The organism is Ponticaulis profundi (assembly GCF_042659465.1).
Lineage (GTDB): Bacteria > Pseudomonadota > Alphaproteobacteria > Caulobacterales > Hyphomonadaceae > Ponticaulis > Ponticaulis profundi.
The window spans coordinates 634,134-657,906 of the sequence record NZ_JBHSSW010000066.1; the positions used below are offsets into that span (position 1 = coordinate 634,134).

At 53.1% G+C, this 23,773-nt stretch carries 22 protein-coding genes and 1 tRNA gene; 1 reads left to right on the forward strand and 22 read right to left on the reverse strand.

Going from position 1 to position 23,773, the window contains the following annotated elements; translation table 11 throughout:
- Nucleotide 1 precedes the first annotated feature (1 nt).
- The 13 genes from ACFQDM_RS18920 to ACFQDM_RS18980 all read right to left on the reverse strand — a co-directional run bounded on the left by ACFQDM_RS18920 (nucleotide 2) and on the right by ACFQDM_RS18980 (nucleotide 11,117).
- Nucleotides 2-1,027 carry an arginine N-succinyltransferase gene (locus tag ACFQDM_RS18920; protein ID WP_377382173.1) on the reverse strand — a complete coding sequence of 342 codons (1,026 nt, stop codon included), beginning with the start codon at nucleotides 1,025-1,027 and terminating at the stop codon, nucleotides 2-4.
- The gene (locus tag ACFQDM_RS18925) at nucleotides 1,024-2,289 is read right to left on the reverse strand and encodes a hydrolase (RefSeq protein ID WP_377382175.1); all 1,266 of its coding nucleotides are present in this window, start codon (nucleotides 2,287-2,289) and stop codon (nucleotides 1,024-1,026) included. The genes ACFQDM_RS18920 and ACFQDM_RS18925 overlap by 4 nt, the downstream gene beginning before the upstream one ends.
- Before the next feature lie 263 nt (nucleotides 2,290-2,552).
- The gene (locus tag ACFQDM_RS18930; RefSeq protein ID WP_377382178.1) at nucleotides 2,553-3,740 is read right to left on the reverse strand and encodes an OmpA family protein; all 1,188 of its coding nucleotides are present in this window, start codon (nucleotides 3,738-3,740) and stop codon (nucleotides 2,553-2,555) included.
- Nucleotides 3,741-3,979: 239 nt separating this feature from the next.
- The gene (locus tag ACFQDM_RS18935) at nucleotides 3,980-5,032 is read right to left on the reverse strand and encodes a phytase (protein ID WP_377382181.1); all 1,053 of its coding nucleotides are present in this window, start codon (nucleotides 5,030-5,032) and stop codon (nucleotides 3,980-3,982) included.
- A 122-nt stretch (nucleotides 5,033-5,154) separates the two neighbouring features.
- Nucleotides 5,155-5,334 (reverse strand): DNA gyrase inhibitor YacG, encoded by a 180-nt coding sequence (locus ACFQDM_RS18940; protein WP_377382184.1) that lies wholly within the window; start codon nucleotides 5,332-5,334, stop codon nucleotides 5,155-5,157.
- Nucleotides 5,331-6,386 (reverse strand): ribonuclease E/G, encoded by a 1,056-nt coding sequence (locus tag ACFQDM_RS18945; protein ID WP_377382186.1) that lies wholly within the window; start codon nucleotides 6,384-6,386, stop codon nucleotides 5,331-5,333. Before ACFQDM_RS18945 ends, ACFQDM_RS18940 begins: the two co-directional genes overlap by 4 nt.
- Entirely contained in the window at nucleotides 6,380-6,988 is a 609-nt protein-coding gene (locus ACFQDM_RS18950) for a Maf family protein (protein WP_377382189.1), read from the reverse strand. Before ACFQDM_RS18950 ends, ACFQDM_RS18945 begins: the two co-directional genes overlap by 7 nt.
- Nucleotides 6,988-7,206: a translation initiation factor IF-1 gene (gene infA / locus ACFQDM_RS18955; protein WP_377382192.1), complete on the reverse strand. Its 219-nt coding sequence runs from the start codon at nucleotides 7,204-7,206 to the stop codon at nucleotides 6,988-6,990. The genes ACFQDM_RS18950 and infA overlap by 1 nt, the downstream gene beginning before the upstream one ends.
- Nucleotides 7,207-7,353: 147 nt before the next feature.
- Complete coding sequence (locus ACFQDM_RS18960) at nucleotides 7,354-7,830, reverse strand: UPF0262 family protein (RefSeq protein WP_377382195.1); 477 nt, start codon at nucleotides 7,828-7,830, stop codon at nucleotides 7,354-7,356.
- Entirely contained in the window at nucleotides 7,827-9,131 is a 1,305-nt protein-coding gene (gene hisD, locus ACFQDM_RS18965; protein WP_377382197.1) for a histidinol dehydrogenase, read from the reverse strand. The genes ACFQDM_RS18960 and hisD overlap by 4 nt, the downstream gene beginning before the upstream one ends.
- A 4-nt stretch (nucleotides 9,132-9,135) precedes the next feature.
- Nucleotides 9,136-9,579, reverse strand: a complete 444-nt coding sequence (locus tag ACFQDM_RS18970) for a DUF2948 family protein (protein WP_377382199.1) — start codon at nucleotides 9,577-9,579, stop codon at nucleotides 9,136-9,138.
- Between the two features lie 35 nt (nucleotides 9,580-9,614).
- On the reverse strand, nucleotides 9,615-10,895 hold the full coding sequence (gene murA / locus ACFQDM_RS18975; RefSeq protein WP_377382201.1) for a UDP-N-acetylglucosamine 1-carboxyvinyltransferase: 1,281 nt from the start codon (nucleotides 10,893-10,895) through the stop codon (nucleotides 9,615-9,617).
- Nucleotides 10,896-10,967: 72 nt separating this feature from the next.
- Nucleotides 10,968-11,117 carry a hypothetical protein gene (locus ACFQDM_RS18980; protein WP_377382204.1) on the reverse strand — a complete coding sequence of 50 codons (150 nt, stop codon included), beginning with the start codon at nucleotides 11,115-11,117 and terminating at the stop codon, nucleotides 10,968-10,970.
- 75 nt (nucleotides 11,118-11,192) lie between these two features.
- Here ACFQDM_RS18980 and ACFQDM_RS18985 point away from each other — a divergent pair.
- Nucleotides 11,193-11,267: transfer RNA gene (locus tag ACFQDM_RS18985), tRNA-Thr, on the forward strand.
- A gap of 198 nt (nucleotides 11,268-11,465) precedes the next feature.
- Here ACFQDM_RS18985 and ACFQDM_RS18990 read toward each other — a convergent pair.
- From ACFQDM_RS18990 to ACFQDM_RS19030, 9 genes are all read right to left on the reverse strand, one after another.
- Nucleotides 11,466-12,830, reverse strand: coding sequence for an MFS transporter (locus ACFQDM_RS18990; protein WP_377382206.1), 1,365 nt, complete (start codon nucleotides 12,828-12,830; stop codon nucleotides 11,466-11,468).
- Nucleotides 12,831-12,933: 103 nt separating this feature from the next.
- On the reverse strand, nucleotides 12,934-13,251 hold the full coding sequence (locus tag ACFQDM_RS18995) for a hypothetical protein (protein WP_377382208.1): 318 nt from the start codon (nucleotides 13,249-13,251) through the stop codon (nucleotides 12,934-12,936).
- A 194-nt stretch (nucleotides 13,252-13,445) separates the two neighbouring features.
- Nucleotides 13,446-14,624 carry a class I SAM-dependent methyltransferase gene (locus ACFQDM_RS19000; protein WP_377382211.1) on the reverse strand — a complete coding sequence of 393 codons (1,179 nt, stop codon included), beginning with the start codon at nucleotides 14,622-14,624 and terminating at the stop codon, nucleotides 13,446-13,448.
- A 183-nt stretch (nucleotides 14,625-14,807) separates the two neighbouring features.
- Nucleotides 14,808-16,169 (reverse strand): RidA family protein, encoded by a 1,362-nt coding sequence (locus tag ACFQDM_RS19005; RefSeq protein ID WP_377382214.1) that lies wholly within the window; start codon nucleotides 16,167-16,169, stop codon nucleotides 14,808-14,810.
- Nucleotides 16,170-16,201: 32 nt separating this feature from the next.
- Nucleotides 16,202-16,954, reverse strand: coding sequence for an SDR family NAD(P)-dependent oxidoreductase (locus ACFQDM_RS19010; protein ID WP_377382217.1), 753 nt, complete (start codon nucleotides 16,952-16,954; stop codon nucleotides 16,202-16,204).
- 193 nt (nucleotides 16,955-17,147) lie between these two features.
- A complete protein-coding gene (locus tag ACFQDM_RS19015) occupies nucleotides 17,148-17,627 on the reverse strand; it encodes a nuclear transport factor 2 family protein (protein ID WP_377382220.1) in 480 nt (159 codons plus the stop codon).
- A 105-nt stretch (nucleotides 17,628-17,732) separates the two neighbouring features.
- A complete protein-coding gene (locus tag ACFQDM_RS19020) occupies nucleotides 17,733-19,970 on the reverse strand; it encodes a TonB-dependent receptor (protein WP_377382222.1) in 2,238 nt (745 codons plus the stop codon).
- 348 nt (nucleotides 19,971-20,318) lie between these two features.
- Nucleotides 20,319-22,019 carry a carboxylesterase/lipase family protein gene (locus ACFQDM_RS19025; RefSeq protein WP_377382225.1) on the reverse strand — a complete coding sequence of 567 codons (1,701 nt, stop codon included), beginning with the start codon at nucleotides 22,017-22,019 and terminating at the stop codon, nucleotides 20,319-20,321.
- 7 nt (nucleotides 22,020-22,026) lie between these two features.
- The gene (locus ACFQDM_RS19030) at nucleotides 22,027-23,517 is read right to left on the reverse strand and encodes a carboxylesterase/lipase family protein (RefSeq protein WP_377382228.1); all 1,491 of its coding nucleotides are present in this window, start codon (nucleotides 23,515-23,517) and stop codon (nucleotides 22,027-22,029) included.
- Nucleotides 23,518-23,773: the final 256 nt, after the last annotated feature.

Below are 23,773 nucleotides of genomic sequence, written 5' to 3' on the forward strand. Positions count from 1 at the left end.
CCTATGACCTCATCCAAATTCGGCCTTTGTGGCCGTTCTTGATTTGCAGAGCTTCCATTGTATCCGCAGGCAGCACGACCCTACCCGTCCCCCGCAGATCGTAAGCAGACCAGCACACTCTGAAGCCCTCGAGCTGATCGGTCGAAACCAGTGCTTCGTGCCCACTGGCTAGCATCTCGCCGACCTCGAACACCACTTCTCGAGACTCTCGAATGGTTCGTATATTGTCCCGCAGGGTCGAAACCTGAGGCCCGCCATCGAAAATATCGACGACCCGTTCGAACCGAAATCCTTCCCATTCAAGAAGCTTCATAGCGCCAATACCATCGACATGGCAGCGCCCAATCACTTCGCGCGCTTCGGACGGTAACAGATCAACATAGATTGGGTATTTCGGCATCAGATCCATGATGAACTGACCGTCTGTCACCCCCGAATGATAGTCAGCTTCCTGAAAGTCCATGTCGAAAAACTGACGCCCGACGCCTTCCCAGAATGGTGATATGCCATCCGGATCAACCACCCCGCGGAGCTCGGCCAGCACCTTTTCGCCGAATTCATCTGGCGCCGCAGCCATCAAAAGATAGCGCGATTGCGCAGCTAGGCGTCCCGCTCCGCCACCTCGATACTGCTTTTTCAGAAATAGCGTACCGACTTCTGTGAAGCCCATAAACTCGTTCGTCAGGACGAGTGCGTCCATAGAAAAACGCCGATCAACAACGTTTGAGGACTGCAAAATGGTAATGATGCGATAGTTGAAGAAAGGCCGCTGCATTCCAATGCCGGCCTTGACCGCGCAGCACCCTGCTGTCGTCGATGTTTCCACATCCTCCATCATCATCAGAAACTTGCCCTGCTGTGGTGCTGAAGGCTGGCGTAAAAAGGCCTTCTCGGAGGCATTCAGACGACTCGACACAAGCTCTTCGTCGACAGGAAGGCTCGTAAATCCAGGCCCGGACAGCTCGGCCAACTCCATAAGATCATCAAAGTCATCAAGGCGCGATGGACGCATTACAAGCTTGCTCATACGTCGGCACTCTCCATCATTTCCTTGATTTCCTGCGCATTCATTCGGCCATCAGCCAGACGACACATGATCAACGCTGACAGTGCGGTGCGCTCCTCAAAGCTGTCCACTACGACAAACTCCTCATCAGAATGAATTCTGCCGCCGCGCACACCGAGCGTATCAATATTGGGAACGCCTGCAGAAAAGATATTGTTACCCTCACAAACACCACCCGTCGAAACCCAGTCGAGCTCGAGTCCGATGGCTCTGCCGGTCTCTTTCACCCCCGTGAAAAGGGCTTTCTGCGCAGCATTGAATGGCTTTGGTGGCCGGTAAAACCCACCATGAATATGGGCGTGTATACCGTCCTGAGTATTTGCTCGTTCGACCAGCTCATTGATTTTCGCCTCCGCCCAACGCGTCGCTTCAGCATCAGGCACGCGCACATTGAAGCGGACCACCGCATTGTCGGGAACCTGATTGTTAGGTCCGCCACCATCGATTTTGCCAGTATTGAAGGTCACACCGTCACGCGCGCCATTCAGGTTCTCCAAGCCTACCACAAACTCTGCTGCCGCCCGGATAGCGCTGCGTCCATCGGCATGTGCACGACCAGCGTGCGCAGAGACACCCTTGAAAACAAATGAGAAATTTCCGCTTCCTTTACGCTCACCGGCAAACCCGCCACTCTCCAGCGCCGGCTCATAGGTCAAACCGATCTGCGCACCAGCCGCAGCCTTCTTTAAATATGCTGCACTGACAGGATTGCCGATTTCTTCATCCGGCGTGATAACGATCTTGTATCCAATCTTACTGGCAAGGTCGGTCTTCTCAATCGCCTTCAGCGCCTCGGTCATCAGAATAAGCCCGCCCTTCATGTCGGCGAGGCCCGGGCCATTCAGACGCCCGTCTCCGAGATCATTCACGTTCAGGAAACCTGAGTTCGGCGGAAAGACCGTGTCATAATGCCCGGTCAACACAAGCTGAACCGGCGATTCCGGTCGACACGTGTGAAAGAGCACAGGGCCGGTCGGGTGTTGCACAGCACCGCCTTCATTTGAAATGAGTTCAATACCACCAGCATCAATCTCTTCTGTTTTACCGGGTAGCTCGCCTAATCGCTCGGCGACCAGTGGTGCCATCTGGAGCAACCCTTCAGCATTCCAGCTACCTGAATTTATCTCTGACCATGCCACAGTGCGCTCACACATGCTCTTTCCCCTCCCCTTGATCCAGGAGAGAAGTTGGCGATCTGTTTCATTCAGCTCCGACAGAGACATACGAGCCCTTCCCTAACGCTCAAATCACGGCTCGCTGCAATGGTGTCTTCTTTTTGCTTAGCGGCCAAGGGGTGGCTCAGTTGTGGCGCATAAGGCCAAGCAATATCAACCCCCAGCATCATCCGGATGAAATACATTTATGCGGCAGATTCGAATGTCGCGCAAAACATAGGCCAGGATTTGCACTCACCAGAAAAATTCAGCCCAAACAAAAACGGCCTGGCGATTGCCAGGCCGTTTCTAATTTCGTCGCTAAGACCGTCTTACTTGACGATGATAACCACTTCTGAACGACGGTTCAGAGGCTCACGAACACCATCTTCCGTTGGCTTCGCGTTTTGAGTCTCACCAAACGCTTCCGTGGAAACCATGTCAGCAGCGACGCCGCGTGACACGAGTGCGTCACGAACAACAGCCGCACGCTTCGCAGACAGTTTCACGTTGTAGCTTGCAGGACCTGAACGGTCAGCGTGGCCAGCAATGGTCACAGAACCGATCGAGCAGTCAGAACGCTCACGGATTTGCTGAACAGCACGATCAATCGTTGCTGCAGCTTCGCTGGAGAGATCAGACTCATCCCACTCGAAGTAAACCACGAACTCACGAGACACCGTCGAGCACGCTGGCAGCTCAACCTTCGGCTTAGGCGGAGGCGGAGGTGGTGGCGGCGGAGGTGGCGGTGGTGGAGGTGGTGGCGGAGGTGGTGGTGGTGGCGGAGGAGGTGGCGGAGGCGAAGACAGCTGCCAACGCAGACCAGCTGTAACAGAGTGATCTGTGTACGTGCTGTCATATGTTGTGAGCTCGCCAGCCATGTCCAGATCGTCAACCACGAAATAGCGGTAGCCGAGGTCGAACGTCAGACGCTCTGTCAGCTTGTAGCCGATACCTGCCAGCGCCTGGTAAGCCAGACCTGTTTCAGAATCGTCGATGCCGTTTACAGCGTAACCTGTGCTGTTGAAACCATCGAGCAGGTAGTAGTTAACCGTGCGCGTAGAAACTTCAGCAGCACCAAGACCAGCACCGAGGTATGGCTGGAATTTGCCATCACGGTTGAAGTCATACAGCAGGTTCAGCATGGCATCCCAACCATACGTCTTACCTGAAGGTGCAACGACCGTTGTCTCCCATGGCGCGAGACCAGCTTCGTAGAACGCCTGATTGTTCACAGAACCTGGAACATCAAGATCGTTGTTACGGAATGTCAGTGCACCTTCGAGACGGAAGCCGTTGTCAAAGCCGTAACCAAGACCGCCGCCATAAAGAAGCTCACCCTCGACGTCACCATGACCACCGAGTGTTCCAGCTACGTCTTCGTTAGCGTCGTAGTCATACGTACCGTCAAAGTTGTAACCAATGTCGCCGCGGACGTACCAACCGTCCTGAGCAAATGCAGCGCCTGAGACCGACGCGAGTGCGAAGGCCGCTGTGGCGCACAGAAGAGTTTTTTTCATACCCATCCCCTTGTGTGAGCCGCCAGAAGTATACTGAACGGCCGCAGGAAAATGTACGGCGCAAAACCGCACCATTTCTTACTTAGCTAGTTTTCCCGAAAAACGCGATAGTTTTTTGCCCTTAACTCATTGCATTTTCATGACGTTTTCGAATTCCGCGTCTTCCATGCAACAGTTTTTGCCCCCAGCTGAGTTTATTGGCGAAATAATGGAACCGACTGAGGTTTCATGTGTTTTCGTCAGTTGGCCGGAGCTGAAAGCGCCGCTTCAATCGCTTTCCATGACACAAATTTAAAGTTCTGGGTCAGCCCATCATCGCCATTTGAGTCGTCCTGAACCACCAAAATGCCGGTTGGCGATTCGGGCAGCACACCAACAGATGTCACTGTGAGGCCATCCGTGTGCGACACCCCATCGATCGTTTCATCCAGCGTACCAGTGATCGCAAACGTGCCGACCCACCGGTTTGGTGCGCTTCGCTCATAGACGACATAACGATCACCTTCCTGAGCAGATACAACCAGATACCCTGAATTTGTTGGCCCTCGCCAGATATCCATGCCCTCAACGTCTGCGACGAGACCTGTTGGTGAACCAACGCGATCTATTGCACGTCGGGAGAACTCCTGATGACGATCCAAGTCTATGCGCCAGACGCCGGTCGCTTCTTCGCCAACAAACAGCACATTCTGAAATTCATCATATGTGCACCCTTCAAGCTGACTCTCCAACTTAAGCGTGTTTTCTAACGTCGCCGCGTAAGCGCCGCCCTCGCTCGCCAAAGAGTAAATCTCGACCTGGCCTGTTTTGTAGGTGACAAAAACGCGATAGCCACTTTCATCATATCCAGTGCACAGCCCATACGGCTCGATTGTTTCTACCGGAAAATCACCTGCATGCTCGACTGTGCCATCGGATGAGATTTCAAAAAGACTCACGCCATTGATTGTACGATTGGTTGCTGCGGCGAGGTCCACCGTCTGTTGGCCGAACATAACGCCCTGCCGCAAATCCACATTGTTCAATTCACCGATCGGAAGGAACTGCAGAACCTTTCCTGACAGATCGTAGACATAAACACCGGCCTGTTTGTCAGTGCCGAGAACACGACTCTCTTCCAGACTGTTCTCATTGATCCAGATTGCAGGATCATCGGCTGCATCGCCAGTAGACCCAACTGCGACCGTTTCTGCAAACGGTGCAACTTTCGGATACGCTTCATTCGGGTCAACACTTGCACAGGCGGCCGTGAAACTTAGAGCCAGCAGGCAAACACTCGTCTGAAAACGCATAATCTTATCCCGTATTAAATTGTGAGAGCCCGAATCGTCACCTTCGGACCGGTCATTTCTGCAATTTTTGCGGTTATCAGGCCTTAATGACAAGCATGTCACAAAAATCAAATCCTGCGATTTTATTCGCGATCCTTGTCTGGAACCTCCTCAGCCGCATCAGCAGACTGGCCTGGAATCGCGTATCCATCCGAAAGCCATCGCGACAGATCCACGTCGGCGCAGCGTTTCGAGCAAAAGGGCTTATAGGCCGGATCAGACTTCTTCTTTTCGCAGATCGGGCAAAGTGATTTTGAGATCATTTCGTAATTATCTTATAAGTTTCAGCATTTAGCTCACTACGCTTTTCTACGGAAAAGCGGGAACCGTAGTTTTCTGACAGGGTAGAGATAACATCTATGTCGAGCGCTCGGAACGTCTCGTATAGCAATCCACCGAGCCCGATTTCGAAGACATCCGTGCGGCACAAATGCGCACGGCGCGTCAAATCGACAAAGCAGGTTATCAGCCGTTCGCGGACTGTGTCCTGCTGCCGCTCTGCGCAAAACAGATCAGATAGCGGGCGGTATCGCCGACGCAAAGACACTTCAAGCAGCCCGAGCCGCGAAATCGGAAGCACTTCATTCCCCGAGCGAACAGAAGATTGTAAAGCTGATTGAAACCTGGCCCGCAAAGCATCAGCCTTTTGACCTTTGGGCGCTCCCACCAGATCTACCACAATCAGCCCACCCGATCGTCGAAGCACGATCTGTCTGGCCAGCTCATCCAACGCATCAGCGTTGATCGAACCACCCGCCTTTTTCAGGTCACGACCATTGCTATCGACATCAACCGACAAAAAAGCCCTCGTCTGCTCGAGGTGGATCGCCCCTCCCCCGCGAACAGTAATCGTTTCTGACAGCACTTCTTCAAGGGCAGAATCAATAATTGCGCATTGCTCAGCAAACGGTCGTTCCGATAAGCGGACGTCGGCTTGTCCCAAGCTGCTGCACCACGTTTCAAAGTCATCGTTCTGAGTCAGGAGAGAGACTGGGTGTTCAGAGGGTTTTACTCGCGCTGATTTTTCCGCCCAAGACTCCGATACGATTTCGACATTTAATTTGGCACCTTCAGGAGGCGGTTTCCTGCCTTTCTGAAGATTGAAGTAACCCGTTTCTTCAGATGCAAATGCAACAAAGGCTGCGCTCTGAGCATAGTCGATCCGTGTCAAAATGCACGGATGCACTTCACCCCACTTCACCCGAGCGTCGATCGACGGCGGGCGAAAAATATGAAGGGAAACGGGCCGCTCCTGATCATCTAAAGCAAGAAAACGCGTCTCTACGGGCGTCGTCTCTTTGATCAGCTCTAACATTCAGAACAGAGCGGCACGGAATACCCTGCAGCCTGCAGGAGGTTACGTGTCTCAAAAACCGGCAACCCCACGACACCGGTGTAGGAGCCAGAGAGCGAAGCGACCAGTGAACCGGCAGCTCCCTGGATGCCATACCCCCCCGCCTTACCATGCCATTCACCGCTCTCGAGATATTGATGAATTTCCTGGTCCGTCAGGCGCTTGAGTTTAACTCGTGTGGTTACAACGCGCACTTGTGCGTCCCGCTTCGCTGAAAGCACAGCAATAGCCGTCATCACGCGGTGTGCACGGCCGGAAAGCAGCTCGAGGCAATCTTGCGCCTCTTCGCGTGTCTCGGTCTTTGGTAAAATCCGGCGACCACAAGCAACAACCGTGTCGGCGGCAAGCACAACAGCATCCGGATATTTCGGGAAAATAGCCTGCGCTTTCTCAAACGCCAGCCTCAAAGCATAGGGACGTGGCAGCTCACTCATACGCGGCGTCTCATCTAGATCCGCCGGATATATTTCATCAGGAACGATACCCATCTGCCCCAGCAGGTCGCGGCGACGCGGCGACGCGCTTGCCAGGATCAGCCTGGGACGATCGACAAGCCCAGCCACTATTTAAAGCGGTAGGTGATCCGCCCCTTTGTCAGATCATAAGGGGTCATTTCGACGAGCACTTTGTCACCAGTTAGCACGCGAATGCGGTTCTTGCGCATTTTACCAGCCGTATGGGCAACAATTTCGTGATCATTTTCCAGTTTCACACGGAACGTTGCATTGGGAAGCAATTCCACAATGGTCCCGTTGAATTCAAGCATTTCTTCTTTTGCCATGCACTCCTCGTAGGCAAACTATGTTTCAAGTCGTGGGATATAGTGCCTTTTTGACGTCTCCGTCACCCACCAATACCACTTACCGACCATTTTCTTTGAATCTAGCGGTCTATTTGGCTGTTTTTTCGAAAATTACCAGCCCAGCAGCTACTGCCCCTTCGAAAGTAACGCACAGATCAGTGTGAAGAGCCGACGCGCGGTATCGAAATCCGTCTCGATTTTACCTTCCAGGCGAGTCGCCAGGAGTTCCGATCCTTCATTGTGAATACCGCGCCGAGCCATATCAATGGCTTCGATCTGGTGCGGCGTCGAATTACGGATGGCGTCGTAATAGCTATCGCAGATCATGAAATAGTCTTTGACGATCCGCCGGAAAGGCGCCAGCGACAGAATAAAAGTATGGAGATGCTCGTCCTTCTCGTCACTGATCACCATGATCAGGCGGTTATCCTGACGAGATAGTTCCAGCTTATATGGGCCGTCAAACTCAGCACCAAGCGAAAAGGTATTGTGTTCGAGAAGATCAAAAATCGCGACTCGGCGCTCGTGCTCAGCATCAGGTCCTGAAGCACTGAGAGTCTGATTGTCGATATCGACGGAAAGAATCCGTTCCGAATCACTCACACATCTGTTCCCTTTTCGAACCGGATGGAAACACTGCGCTTGTGTGCAGGCAAGTGTTCTGCCTCTGCTAATGCCATTGCAGCTTCAGCAAGATGACGAAAACCACCCGGCGTCGCAGACTGAACCGACATGCGTTTCATGAAATCGAAAAGCCCAAGACCGGATGAAAAACGCGCTGCGCCCGAGGTTGGCAATACGTGGTTCGAGCCCGTTACATAATCACCAAGCGCTTCAGGGGCCCATGCCCCTAGAAAAACAGCCCCCGCATGCTTCACCTTTGTAAGGTGCGTTTTCGGCTCTGCCACAGCGAGTTCGAGGTGTTCAGGCGCGATACGGTTCGAGATGTCACAAGCTTCTGACATGGAAGAGGCAATGATAATGGCGCCATGCTTGTTCCATGACTGTCGCGCAGTTTCTTCCGTTCCAAGCACGGCCAACTGGCTTTTCACTTCCGCCTCAACCTCTTTCGCGTATCCCTCATCTAGAGAAATCAAAATCGATTGTGCTGAAGGGTCGTGCTCTGCCTGAGATAACAAATCTGCAGCAATCCAGCTCGCCTCTACGCTGCCGTCTGCAATGATGCAGACTTCCGATGGACCTGCGATGGTATCTATGCCGACCGTACCAAAAACCTGACGTTTGGCTTCCGCTACATAGGCATTGCCAGGCCCCACAATCTTGTCCACCGGCGCAAGGTCCCCAGCACCATAAGCCAGCGCAGCGACTGCCTGCGCGCCACCAATCGGATAGAATTCCTGTACGCCCGCTTTCAATGCAGCGTAAGCCACGGCAGGGCTCATCACACCGTCAGGTGTCGGCGCAACCATAACGATGCGCTCAACACCCGCGACCTTCGCAGGAACCATATTCATCAGGACAGAACTTGGGTAATTTGCTCGCCCACCAGGCACATACACGCCAACGGATGATAACGGCGTCCAACGCCACCCCAAAGTCATGCCATGCCCATCCTCAAAGGAATGGTCAGGAGGGTTTTGAGCCGCATGATACGCCTCAATACGGTCATGCGCGAAGTCGACCGCGCGTCGCACATCTTCTGGACAGTCTTTCGCCAGCCTTTCCAGCGACATGCTATCGTTTTTCAGGGAAATCGCGTCGATCTCGAAACGATCAAACTTTTGCGTATAGCTCGCGACCGCCTGCCCGCCCGTCTCACGGACATCATCAATGATCGCCCGAACAGCCGAAGCCGTATCAGCAGCATCGCCGCGCGGCTCTTTGAGAAAAGCTGAGAAGTCTGCGCTGAAATCCTGTGAGCTTGTCGTAAACCAACGTGCCACGAAACTAGTCCTTGTGTTCCGGTCTGTTGCGGGTCGGCCATGGCTGGCTGATATCCAGCAATGTCGCATCCAGACATTCCGCCGAAATTAGCAACTCCCCATCCCCAGCAAACATGAGACGGATTTTGCCGCCCGGTGGCTCATCATCCGCAATCCATTCAACCGATAAAAGTGAAAGCACGAGGTCTTCATGTTTTGGTGGCAGTCCGCGGGATTTGACACTGGAGACGCTATCAAATGACAGCACGGAGCGTACGCGCTCCCCCTTCGAAGAGACATCACGCTTCATTTCCCAACGAAAGCGATTGAACTCGAGATGAAATCGGTGACGTTTCGCTTCGAAAACCAGATCGATTGGTTTACAAACACCATCCTGAACGGCGGCCGATATGACACTCAGATCTTCCTGATCCACAGCCAGAAGCCGAAGTCCCATCGTTTCGCTCACTTTTACGCCTCCAATCGCATTGCCAATACGCGTTTCTAGACTGCTTCTGCCGTCTCGCTCTCACGAACAACATCCGCACCACACGCATTTAGCTTCGCTTCGAGATTTTCAAAGCCCCGATCCAGATGATAGATGCGATTTACCTGAGTTTCGCCCTGCGCGACCAGGCCCGCGATCACCAGGCTCACCGATGCCCGAAGATCAGTCGCCATAACCGGAGCGCCCTTGAGCTGCCCTACACCCGTCACAACAGCCTTGTTGCCCTGCACATCAATGTGGGCACCCAGACGATTGAGTTCAGGCGCGTGCATGAACCGGTTCTCAAAGATATTTTCCGTAAAATGGCTGACACCGTCTGCCGTTGTCATGAGCGCCATAAACTGGGCCTGAAGATCTGTAGCAAAGCCAGGGTGTGGCTGAACATCGACGTCGACCGCCTTCAGACGCTTGCCATTGCGAGAAACACGAATACCGCCCTCGACTTCTTCAACCGTCACGCCCGCTGCGCGCAGATGCTCGATCAATGCCGTCATCTCATGCGCTGGCGCGCGCTCCAGAAAAACATCTCCACCGGTTGCAGCAACAGCAATGGCGTAAGTACCAGCCTCAATACGGTCTGCCATAACCTGATGACTGATACCGCTTAATCGCTCCACGCCCTCAATCGTAATTGTCGAAGTGCCAGCGCCTTCAATTTTCGCCCCCATACCTGTCAGCATGGCCGCAATATCGACAATCTCAGGCTCACGCGCCGCATTCTTGATGCGTGTCGTCCCTTTTGCCAGGGTCGCTGCCAGCATGGTATGCTCGGTCGCACCTACCGACGGAAATGGCAGCTCAATGTCAGCGCCTTTCAACCCGCGGATCGCAGCGGCTTTGACATAACCCTGTTCTATGACGATATCAGCGCCCATCTTCTCGAAGGCATCCAGGTGAAAATTTACCGGCCGCGCGCCAATTGCGCATCCACCGGGCAACGACACCGTCGCATGACCAATACGTGCCAGAAGTGGTCCAAGGACATTGAAGGTCGCACGCATTTTGCGAACAAGGTCATATGGCGCAATTGTCGAGGTAATGCTTGCCGCGTTCAATCGACAAACCGAATGGTTTTGCGGCCAGTAGACATCCACACCGAGTGTCGAAAGCAGCCGCGACATAAAACGGGAATCAGCAAGGTTGGGCATATTCAGCAGCTCAACCGGTTCATCCGTCAAAAGCGCAGCCGCCATTAGCTTCAGCGCTGAGTTCTTTGCCCCCGAGATCGGGATCGTTCCATTGAGCGGTTTGCTGCCACGTATAATTAAACTGTCCATGAGCCACGCTTGGCACTGAATCGACGCAAGGGAAAGGCATTATTTCGGCAAACCGAAAGCAAAACCGGGCGATTACGTGTCACCACCTTCATCCTTTTTCGCGGTTTGGCGACGCGATGCCGCTTTCCGACGCCTCAGGTTCGCACGCAATGCAGACTTGAGGCGATCCTCACGACTTTCGGAACCGGCTTTCTGTGGATTTTTACCCTCTTTTTCTGACATTCTTCAGGGCTCTTTGTTCTTTGGGGTTTTCAATTCAATTGCTTTGAGGTAACGAGCGCGCTCTGCGATTTCAATGCCGCGGTAGCTCAGTGGTAGAGCGCACCCTTGGTAAGGGTGAGGCCGAGAGTTCAATTCTCTCTCGCGGCACCAGATTTCCTCCTGATATATCGTTCAGATTCTCTTTCGCCGATCGATCCACCAAACGCAAAAGCAAATTCGTGCGTTTATTTGGCGCTCATCATGCAACATGCCTGGACATCCATCGCAAGTGCCTGACGGTGAATAGCAGACAGCCCTCTGAAGTATTCCAGAGGGCTGCCAAGTTGCTTCGTATAAAGTTTAGTCGAGCTATTTCTGTCCCGGTATCCGCATGAAATAAATCAGGCAGGCACACACCAACGAGATCGACAGAGGCACAATCGCAATCAGCGTATAGAGCGCATTCACAACGCTCTCAGGCTGTTGCACAGCGCCACCTGCACCGGTTCCTCGGATATACCCCGTCAGTCCCAGAACGATGCCTGTGAGGCTCGTACCGATCGCGTAGGCAAATTTCTCGACCAGTGTGTAGACCGCAGACAGAACACCTTCACGGCGTATCCCAGTCAGCTTGTAGTCATAAGCCATTACGTCCGGCAAAAGTGACTGACCAACCATCAGGCCGCCACCACCAATAATGCCCGCTGCCGCCGCGCGCGCCAGAACGTATGCATAAGGATCGCCCGACTGAGCAAATGCCCAGGTCACAGCCACCAGAGACGATACGAGCGTGGTTGTGATGAAAAGATATCGCTTGCCAATGCGCTTGGCGATCATCAGCCAGACCGGCTGTGAGATGATCATGCCTACGTAGAACACCAGGAAGTAATAACCGAGCTGAGCGGAGTCTAGCGCAAGCACCTGACCAAAAAGAAATGGCATCACGGCTTGTGTCACAGCCATTGCCATCAGGGATATCAGTTTCACTGACACAAGGATCATGAACGGCTTGTTCTTCCAGGCCGCTTTGATCATGCCAACAAAGTTCAGAGACAGCTGCGTATCCTGATAGTGGAAAGGCGCATTCTTGGTCGCAAAGAAGCAGGCAAGACCACCACCGACAGCCAGCGCTGCCAGCATGCCGCTGAAGATCGAATATCCGGTGCTGCTGTTCGAATACATTTGCAACACGACCGGTCCGACGAACGTCGCAATCAAGCTGGCAAGTGCGACGGCCAGAACGCGGTATGAGATCAATCGACTGCGTTCATTGTGGTCATTGGTCATTTCGGCCGGCATCGCCATATAGGGCACACCGAACAAGCCGTAAGCCGTTGCGTAGACGATCAATGCAATACCAGCGAGAACCGTTGCCGTTGTCGGGTTCAGTCCTGTGGGAATATTGAACAGGCAAATCGCAGAAATGGCGAGCAGAACGCAGCCATAAAGAATGAACGGACGCCGACGGCCCATCTTGCTTTTGCTGCGGTCACTAATGGTCCCGATGATCGGATCCGTAAAGGCGTCATAGAGTTTCGAAAACGCCATCAGCGAACCAGCGACCGCTGCACCAATGCCAACGAAATCGACCAGATACCGCAGCAAAAGCACATTCACTGCATTATACATGGCTGCAACGCCGAGCGTCCCCATCCCCCAACCGAACGCTGTCCAGAAAGAAAGCCGCCCGTATGTGCTTTCTGTCGTTTCGTCAGATGATACTGTTGTTGTCATACCGTACTCCCCCGATGGCGGCAGCCGATGCAGATAACGCTCTCACATCCCATCCGTCCGCGCTGATAGTCCGACCGGCGCTCATCAGCACCGGCAGATGCGATTACTCTGCGGTTTCGTAAACAGGGCTGTCTTTGATACCGGCACGCTCGAGAATGTCCTTGACCGACCGCTTCTCGCCGGCAATCGGCGCACTGAGCACCAGCGTCGCGAACTTGTCGCGCTCTGCGTCAATCTTGGCCGCGAGCTCTTCCGGAATTTGCATATTCTCCAGCTCGTCTTTTGCCAAACCGCCTCGCGCCTCCAGGGCGTGCTCCAATAGCATTGTGCGATCTTTGAGAATCCAGACTTCAGACATGAGCGCCATCATGATGCGGCCAAGGTCTGTTACGCTTTTCTCGTCGAGATAGTTTCTATCCATCGCCTCATCTCCCTGGCTGATTTCCTGACCGAAATGATGAGGCTCTTCGGAGGGAATACCATGTCCGTGTAGCAGAATATCGCGTGGTGAATACTCAGTTGCTTGACGGTTTCGGCTCGCTCGTGAATGCCTGCCACAAACGAAAGCGGGCCGAAATTCGGCCCGCTTTTTGTGCAATCTTACTTTGTGAGACGCTAAGCTGCGACGTGAGCAGGCTTGGAATCCAGAGGCTTGCGCGCACGCGTCACCCAAGGATAGCTGCCCTGTTCTCCTATCGAATATGCTTCAGCAGCTTCGAAGCCGACCTCTTCTAGAACATCTTCCAGAACGGTTTCTCCCGTTGCTGTGAAGAATGGTTCTTCTCGGTGATCCGTATCCCAGTCCAGCAGCACAGCGTGGAACATGTTCACAGCTCGAAATGGCGGCGGATCGGAAATCACGATGTCACCACCCGGCTTGAGGATGCGGAACATTTCCTCGAAAATTGCCCGGTTCACTTTCGGTGGCATTTCGTGATGCAGCGCATAAGTGATCACGCCGTCATAGCTGTCATCAGCTTCGCCGGTTTGGGTTGAATCCCGTCGGCTGAGGTGAACTGGCACATTCATGGCACCAGCCATTTTGAAGCCACCCTTCAACAGAGATGGAGACAGGTCAGACCCGTGCAGTTCCGCGTCCGGGAATACAGTGTGAACAGCATTGAGCGTGCCGAAACCACCACACCCAGGCTCGTAAACACGCTCATAGCTATCTTTCGGCAGCTGACGCGCAACATCGACGCGCTGTTGACGGATGTTGTCACCGACGCCCACCGCAGCATATCCACCATGCGCAAACACTTTTGGACCAATTGCAAAAGCAAAAACGGCGGCATAGAGGTCATAGCCTTCCCAACCACCCGGCTCGAGGTGCCACTCGGTCGCCGACCAGTATTTCGGCTCTTCAGCATCCAGCTCCAGATCAAGAGTCGAGCCTTCGGCTGGTGTTGCCTCAGAATTCACAAACGCCTCGAACATGGACCGGCGTTCTTCGATTGCCGGGATGCCGCGATTATAGTTTTCTTCCGCAACGTAGCGCTGAACAAAGCGCTCCAGTCGGTAAATGCTGTCATTCTCGCAAATCGCTTTGGCTTTAGCCAGGCGACGACGAAGATCTTCTTTCGCCGGCTTTTTATCAGCGACGTGCTCTTCATTCAATTTTGCCGCAACCGGATTGGCGAAGAACTTCTCGGAAGCGTATGAACGGATGGGCCCGGAAGAGCATTTTTGCATCGATCCAAGAATTTCCATGCCTGCGCGTCCGCGCTGACTCAGACTGAATGGAGCCGGCGCAACCGGCTCAGGAATTTCGTTTGCTGCAGTTTCAGTCGCCATGCCTCGTCCCTTTCTTATATCTATTTAGCAATTCGAAATCGCGTCTAAAACACGAAGTAATCTACACGCCAAAATTGCATTATACTTAGTAAGTGCAATTATTTTCTTGATAAGGGCGACGCAAGCCATAGCATAATTGCTATTAAACTCAAACGTCGCCGCCTATACTTATGCAGTCAAAGATCAATCTGGCACATATGCAATCAGATCAAGCAAGGTGTTGGCGCCTTCCACGACCAGCGGGCCGCCAATTTTCATCGTTGTTGATGCCGGCTTAACTCCCGTGAAGTATTTCGACCACTCTTCGATGGAATCCGCAAAGATATCACCTTCACTGTGGAAACACGCACGGCGCACGATATTCTCCACGCTGGTACCGCCAGCCTCACAAATTGCCGCAACATTCTTCATCATGTAGCGCATTTGATTCTGGCCGGGCTGTCCGTACCATGGGAAGTTTTCGTGACGTACCATGCCAGGTGCCAGAACACCTTTTGAATCACACGCCATTTGCTGACTCAAGAACAGGAAGTTTCCGACTTTGACAGCTTGAGGTTCGTGGCTAAACGGCTCCGGTGCCTCGGACGTCTCAATTGTTTCAATCTCGAGCTTGGAGTCATCCGTAAGTAGCGTCAGCGCAATCTCGATGCGGCTTCCTCGGGTTCCGAGCCCCATATACGGAATAACAACGCGCGCCGGCGGATTTTCCGGAAACCACTTCTTCCAGACAGCGTCCATACCCTGATAGTCGCTTGGATGACCGATATAAACCTCAGCTTTAACAGCACGCTTCAGGGAAGCACCGGCTGACGCAGCGATTTTATCGAGCTTCCAGAGCACGTAATCAGTCTGCTGCTCGATTTCTGAACCATACCAGACATGCGGGTTCACACGCGCTTCTTTGGCAAGCGCACTTTCCGGCCCCATATGCCGGGCCTCGCCATAATCTCCGACCCAGTCCGTCGGCACATCGCCTGCCAGGAATACCCAGTCGCCACGACGAAGCGCCGGCGAGTATCCAGCCAACGGCATAGGAACTTCAGGTCCTGGCGAAAAACCTTCCGGTTTGCTGCCGTCGGTAATTGCGATCATATCAATCTCGATATGCGCATTACGGACCGGAAGCGCCCGGATACTGACCGCGGTCGAGGCCGGGCGCGGATCGAAAATATACTCGTTTCGCGTGTCGAGATATGGCGTGATGCTTAACCCGTCAGGCCAGCTATTGCCCGATTTGAAGTCTTCATAGGTTGGCGTCTCCCAAGGCAGCCATTGCCAGATGCGTGCAACATCCTTGGAAATGTCGGCACCACCAGCCTCGAGCGTACGCTTGAGCGTTTCCATCACGAATTTTGACTGGAGCGCCTGCTCATTTTCCAGATTTGGGTTCGACGGTATGGCGTCAGGCGCAATACCTGTTTTGAAATCGCTGGCGAGCTGGCCCGACACGAAAATCCAATCGGCAGCTTTGACCGCTGGCGAATAGGGCATAAGAGGTTCTGGAATATCCGGCCATATGGCTTTCGGCGCTTTCGGATCTGTCACGGTATGCTATCCTTTTGATATATAGTAGTAAATTAGAGAAGGCCGCCATCTGCGAGAACGGTACGTCCATTCACCCAGCGCGATTCTGGCGATGCCAGAAAAACGATGATGTCCGCGATATCATCCGGCATTGCGACACGGCCCAGCGGCGTGCCATCTGCGATGCCTTGGATCATTTCATTCGGAATCCAGGCCGTCATTTGCGTTTTGGTAGCGCCCGGCGCGACAGCGTTGACGCTGATACCTTTGGAACCGAGCTCTTTGGCAAATCCATGCGTAAGGCAGGATACTGCCGCCTTGGCAGCGCAATAAAGCGTCATGCCAGGTATCGGCTGGTATGCCAGGTTTGAGCTGACATTGACGACACGACCACCATTTTCGAGAAATGGCGCGGCAGCTTGAGTGACATAGATGACACTCTTCACATTTGCAGAAAGTTCGCGGTCAACATTTTCATCGACCATTGCGCCGAAATCGATCGGCGTTGAAATGCCGGCATTGTTCACAAGAATATTCAGACCGCCAAAGGCATCTACCGTCTCTTGCACAATGCGTTTGGCATCATCTTCACGACCTGCATCACCTCCAACGATTATCGCATTTCCGCCGGCGTCCTTTATCTCGGAAACGAGCGCCTCTGCTGCCTTCGCATTGCTATGGTAATGCACTGCGACAGCAACGCCACGTGCGGCCAGACGCTTGGCTGTTTCGCCGCCAATTCCGCCTGAAGCTCCGGTTACAAGCGCAACCTTTTCTTTAAGACCTCTTGCTTCATCCAGCTGCATTGGCGCCTCCTGAAAATGCCATCGTTTTCAGGAAAAACATGAGCGCTGATATGCCATGTCCCTATTGGTTTTATGGTGATATTCGGCTGACGAACATGTCCTCTTAAATACATTTCGCACAACAAAACGGCCTGCCCGAAACCGCGTTCGAGCAAGCCGTATGTCTTTGGTCTATCGTATATTTTACGACGCTTTAGCGCTCAGGTAGTTCACGCGCCATGCCACCGAAAACCATCCACTCGCCGTCCTCAAGCACCCAGGTGTGTGTGACCTCATAACGATAGTCGACCGGCGTGCCATCGCCTGCGCGAGTCATATGTGTCTGATAGTAGATAATTGCCGTAGAGCCATTCACGATCAGGTCAACAAACTCCATAGCGAGCTCTTCCTGATCCCGCCCTTCCATATTCTTGGCACCCGCTTCGAGTGCGGAACGATCATTTGGTGTCGCGCTGTAAGGAGGCCAGGCTGCGTAATTCTCAGCCGTATTCGCAAGATAGGCCGAGAGGTCGCCATTGCCACGACCTTCGTAAATTGAGAGCTCTTTGCCCCAGATAATGTCTTTGATGTCTTCATAGCTGGCAGATTCCGTTTTCGGGCTTTCACCTGCCATTGCGGCGCCTCCCATGCCAATAATTGCGGACATAGCAACTGCCGTCATAAACTTTTTCATACTGGTTTCCTCTTCATTCAGCTTGTCGGGCCAGTGCGGCACAACACGTCATCTCATTGGGACGAAAAAGCAGGCGAAACAGAGCGCTTCGCCTGCCTTCCATTTTTAAAAGTCGTACGCGACCGTCAAACCAACTGTTCGACCTTCACCGAAGGACGGTGAAATCGAATAGTTTGAAGGCACCAGGAACGCACCATCAATGTAGTATTCGTCGGTGAGGTTCTTCACGAAAACAAAGGCTTTGTAAGGCCCCTTCTCAACGCCGAGACGAGCATTCACCAGCGTGCGAGCCTCAATGTCGATTGTGTTCAGTGGATCGAGCCACATTTTACTGTCATAGTTCACGTCAATGCCGGCAAAGCCTTCATAATCCTGATAGACAGGTCGCTGGTATTGCGCACCAACCGAGATAGACAGCGGAGGTGTGCCTGGAATTTCCTCGCCTGCCACATCACCATAAGCCGGGTTACTTGAACCTTCGCCATATTCTGTCTTCGTGTAAGACAGATTGCCGTAAACGCTCAGATAGTCCGTTGGCATATAGCTAGATTCAAGCTCGATACCGATGGCCGTCGCGTCGCCAACGGAATCCCAGATACCTGGAACAGCCGTTGAATCGCCAATCACATCCTCGTAGTTCACCGGAACGACGGAGATCTGTTGATCGATCCACTCCGTGTAGAACACCGCCGCATTCAGCGTTAGACGGTTGTTGAGCAGCTGGTTCTTGATACCGACTTCATACGTCCAGTTCGATTCTGGCGGATAGGTCTGCTCATCTTCTTCAAGCGGCACAGTTCCTGTGACATAGCCGTTAAAGCCACCTGACTTCACACCTTTGGCGAAGGAACCATACAGCATGTTATCCGGTGTCAGATTGTAGCTAAGGCTGACGCGCGGGGTGAAATCCTTCCACTGATCTGACAGGTCAGGTGCCTCGACATCCGGATCAAGACCTGCATCTTCTGCACGGTCACGCGCCAGAATATCGCGAACCTTCACATCAGTAATCGTGTAACGACCCTCAAGGCTCAGATTTGCGCGACCATCGAGGAAGGCGATATCAGCACGGGCAAAGATCGCCTCGGTTTCATATTCGTTTGCACGAATGTTGAACGGTAGCGAGAGACCATCCGACGACATAGGGTCATCAGAGAGAAGGAATAGCGGCGTACCCGGCGCAATAAAGCGCAAGCCGAACAGGAATTCGTCGGAAGCTTCAGAGCGATAATACCCGACTTCACCATTGAAACGCCCGCCTTCATCGTACACGAGACGAAGCTCGTGGCTGCTGAAGTCGAGGACGCCGCCCTCTTTCTGCTGAGCGATATTGCCACCCTCAAGCGGATTGTAGCTGTTTTGCGGGAAGGTGAAGTTCTCCTGCGCCTCACCTGAGGCATCACCATAGGTATAGCTCAGAGAGAACGCATCATTGATGTCCCATTCTGCACCAAGACGAATGATTTCGGAGTCCGAAATCATCTCAGGCTGAGGAACCGAGAACAAACCAGACGGGCGATCCGGGTTTGCACCCGACAGCAATTCGTTCGGATTCGTTGGCAGCGTGCCTTCGTACCAGTTTCCAGTCCCGTATGCGTTCGGCTCTCCCGCATTCAGCGCCCATTCCGGAGATGAACCAGAAGCGCGATAATACGCACGCTGCTCTTCGCTTCGCTCAAGCTTCTGATACGATGCCGTGAAAGTCAGATAGTCGGTTGGTGTGAATTCGACATTACCCGAGTAGGCCGTCCGGTCATAACCGCCAAATCGATCAAAATCGTCGCCATCAATGCCGGGATAGTTGTTCTCTATGGTACCGCCATAAGCGGAGTTTGCGACGAATGCACGAACGCCCAGAACGTCTTCGATAATCGGACCGCCAACACCAATCTGAACCTCCTTGCGCCCATAGTCACCAATCGTCGCCGATCCGTTCAAACGCCACTCATCTGTCGGCTTTTTTGTGACCAGATTGATCGCACCAGAGAAGGTGTTCTGACCATAAAGAGCAGACTGAGGGCCTTTAACAACTTCAATACGCTCGATATCTGCGAGCGAGAAGTTCACCATATAACCGCGCTGAAGGTAGATACCGTCTACAAACGTACCCACGTTACCGACAGCATCCTGCACGTTTGCCTGCGAGAGGCCGCGCATTGTCGCAACGCCGTTAAAGCCCGTCACGAAGTCCCGAAAAGAGAGTCCTGGCGTATAGGCTGCCACATCATCAAAGTCGCCAATGGACTTCTCGAGCAGATCATCATCACCGAGCGCGGTGATGGAGATCGGAACATCCTGAAGATTCTCTTCCTGACGACGTGTCGTCACAACAACGCTATCCATCCGTCGCGCAGATTCTTCGGCGTCCACCTCTTGCGCAGAAGCAGTTTGCGCAAGAGAAAAAGCCGACACACTTAAAGCTAAAAGGCTTACACCCCTTACTAAACTCCTCGATTCAAATCTCTTCATAAAGTATTTCCCCTATTCATATATCTTATGCGAGCAAGAGATTACTTCCTTACCCTCACAACACATGAATAGATGATTGAATCATTGGATATACTTTAAATCCGGATAAATGCGTTTATTCGCTAAGTGAATATTATATTCATTGATCGATTTATATAATACTGGAATACAATATTCACGATCGATATTTCAACTACAGTTGGTTTCCAAGAATAATAATTATCACTTTCTTTGAGCGTGAACCATATCTCTCAGCGTTTGATCTGTATTTGCGTCAAGATGTGGCGTCGTATCGAAGATCATTGTCGGAACCGTATCCGGCTCAACAGGCACCCAATCTGGAAGCACTGCATGCGATGGATTTCCCGTTTTTGCGAAAGCGATCCACGCACCCGCAACCTGCTCTTCGATCACTAGCGCATCTGCGCCGCCACCTGTTGCCTGCGGCTCTCGTTCCGCATTCGCAAAAACGAATGGTAACTCAGCACAGTGATAAGCTTTTGGCGTGCCATCGAGAACGGGAGTTCGCCACGCAAACTGATAGAGAAATGCTGGCGCTCCACCGAGAGCCGCCTTGGCCTGAACTTGCTTGATGCCGTTTGTTCGATTGAAGTACGCAGCGCTGATCACCGAATAGAGACCAACCGGTTTTTCCTCCGGATAGGTCTCTTGTGCAACCGATATGACCGCGTCCGGATCCTTGTACATCGACTTAAGACTTGCCCGCAGCTCGTCCATAGTCATGCTCTCAGCCGAAGGGTTAAACACAGCCAGGCTGAATTCGTGACGCGCCGAACCAGCCATTAAGGCAATATTCCGCGAGACGTCGCCAGCCTCCGGCGAATAAGGCGCATAAGGCAGTGTTTTCGCCTCTATCCGAGGGGCCCAGCCGACCGTCTTCCAGATATCAGCAAAACCAGACGTCAACCGCCAATCCGCCAACACCTTCTGGGCGGCTGCCTGCAAGCGATCTATCGGCACAGCTTGCAGACCAGCGACATCGCCTTCCTCCAAACTCAGCTCTTCCATGACATTCTGTGCCAGTGGCGCCGTCATCGCATCATCAAATGGCTCAACCTGGGAACCGCTTTGCGAGATCGCTTTGTGAAACAGACCTTTTGCTGCGGGCATTCCGGAGAGATGAGCGATTTTCAATCCGCCACCCGACTGGCCAAACAGGGTCACATTTCCCGGATCGCCGCCAAATGCTTCGATATTGTCGCGCACCCATTCCAGTGCCCGAACAAGATCAAGCAGCCCCACATTGACGGAGCCCGACAGCTCATCAGTGGCACCAATCGCGGCGAGGTCCATATGCCCGAGAATGTTCAGGCGATGGTTCACCGAAACAACAACGACATCACCCTTGCGCGCCAGCGATTCACCATCCTGACAGGCGAGACTATAACTAGACCCTGTGGTGTAATTGCCACCATGAATCCACACCATGACGGCGCGCTTTTTACCATCCAGCCCTGGCGACCATATATTGAGGTTCAGGCAGTCTTCATCTGCATATCCCTGCGATGGTCGCAACATGAAACCAAAGCGCCCACCAGGCCCCGGCGCTTCCTGCGGGCAAATAGCGCCGTAATCGAATGCATCCCTAACTTCGCTCCAGGGCGCGGGAGGCTTTGGTGGCATGAAGCGGTTTTCACCACCCGTCGGAGCGCCATAAGGAACCCCCTTAAACGTGCGAATTCCTGATGAAATATACCCTCGCACCTTGCCTTTATCGGTGCTCACGATCAGGTCCGAAGGCGTTTCTACAGTTTTGGCCGCGTCGCAAGCGTTAGCCTTTACGCCATCAGCCTTTGCAGATTGCCCGCTCGACGCTGCAAATAAGGCTGGTGCAGCGATACCCGCCTTCAATAGATTCCGGCGCTCGATACCGCGCGGCTTAATGCGATTGTCACCAGACATTTTACACCTACTCCTGTAGCGCTTTCAGTGCCGGATCACGCGAGTAATTTTCCGTTTTGATCGTCTTCATGAGCCGCCCATAGTTTTCGATCTCACCAACGCGAACCGGTGTATCGAAATACAGAATTTCAGGATTTTCCGGATCGTATTTGGGCCATTCGGGCAATCCGAACGCATCCGGCTCCTCGGATTTCGCAAACGATACCCAATAGCTCACCAGATCTTCGCTCAATTTGCGGTCCGCATCAGTCCAGTTCACACCATCTGGAAAATGGCCGAACGTGTAGCTGACATCGACGCCGTGTACGGCGTAATCCTGACCTGGCGCAGGATGATCGAACCGGTACACCCAGATATCCGACTTTTCAGAGTGTATTGCGGCCTCTACCAGAGTTCCCTGCCCAATACTTCCAGATGCTGCACCGATCATAGCATCGCGATACTGACCATCGCGCTCCAGATAAGCCTCAGCAAGTTCAGCACCGGCCGCGCCAAACTGGCTATTAAACCAGCTCATCATGGCCTCTTCACTTTCGATTGGAGGGAAGAAACCGGCCGCTTCATCGCGCGTCCATCCGATGATAATCGGCTTCGAATCCTGCTCTTTCAGCAGAAAGGTATCACCCGTCGTTCGGGGCGTAAGCTGTCCATCCGCTATGGGTTGAAAACCAAACTGGTGTTCGACGGCTTCTTCCGGCGTCAGCCCTGTAATCGCCTCGGCAGGAAGCGCGCGCGCCTCCTCAGCTGTTGTCGCACCGCGGGCGGATAGAAACTCTTCCCCCCAACTCTCCGCCTGTTCCAGTGTCTTCATCGGAGGCGTTAGCCCCCAGATAGCACCACTCTGCGCGATCCCCTTGCTCCAGAGGTCTGATGCCGAAGGCGTCGACAGCAAAACATTCGCAATGATCGAACCGGCTGACTCACCAAAGATCGTGACATTATCAGGATTACCGCCAAAGGCCGCGATATTGTCCTGAACCCACTCTAGCGCCGCAATATTATCCATCGTGCCGTAATTACCCGACACACCAGATTCTGATTTTGCACTCAGATCCGGATGCGCCAAATAACCAAACGCGCCGACGCGATAGTTCGGAATGACGAGAATGACGTTTTCATCGGTATAAGCCGTTGGATCTCGGTAGACGTCCTGACTTGCTCCACCCGCAAAGAAGCCACCGCCGTAAAACCAAACCATGACAGGAAGCGGCGATCCGCTGTACTTGGCTTTCTCAGGCACAAAGACATTCAGATAAAGGCAGTCTTCGCTATAATTCTGATCTTCAGAGTAATTCCAGGCACCTGGCTTCGCTGCTACCTGCATGCAGTCCGGACCATAAGTGCCTGCGTCACGTACACCTTCCCAGGACTCAATTGGCTCAGGTGGCGCCCAACGCAGAGACCCGACAGGCGGCTTTGCAAACGGAACTCCCAGATAACTTATGTATGCGGCGTCTTTCTGCAGCACACCCTGCAGATCGCCGTCTTTCGTTGACACCAGGCCGACTTTTTCAGGCGCTTGGCCTACCGCCTCTGATTTCATCGTGTCGCCGGAAGCACCTGATGCAGGAAAAGCTGAATCTTGCTGGCACCCCATAAGAGCAACCAGAGAGATAAGGGAAGCCATCAAGCCAAATGACCTAATGGTATTCGTTCCTGAAATTTGCATTTGTTTTCGCCCCTCCTCGAACGTCATTGCTAGAATGAGCGCTCGAAAACGGGGAAACGACAAAGACATGCGAAAGGAAAGTTCG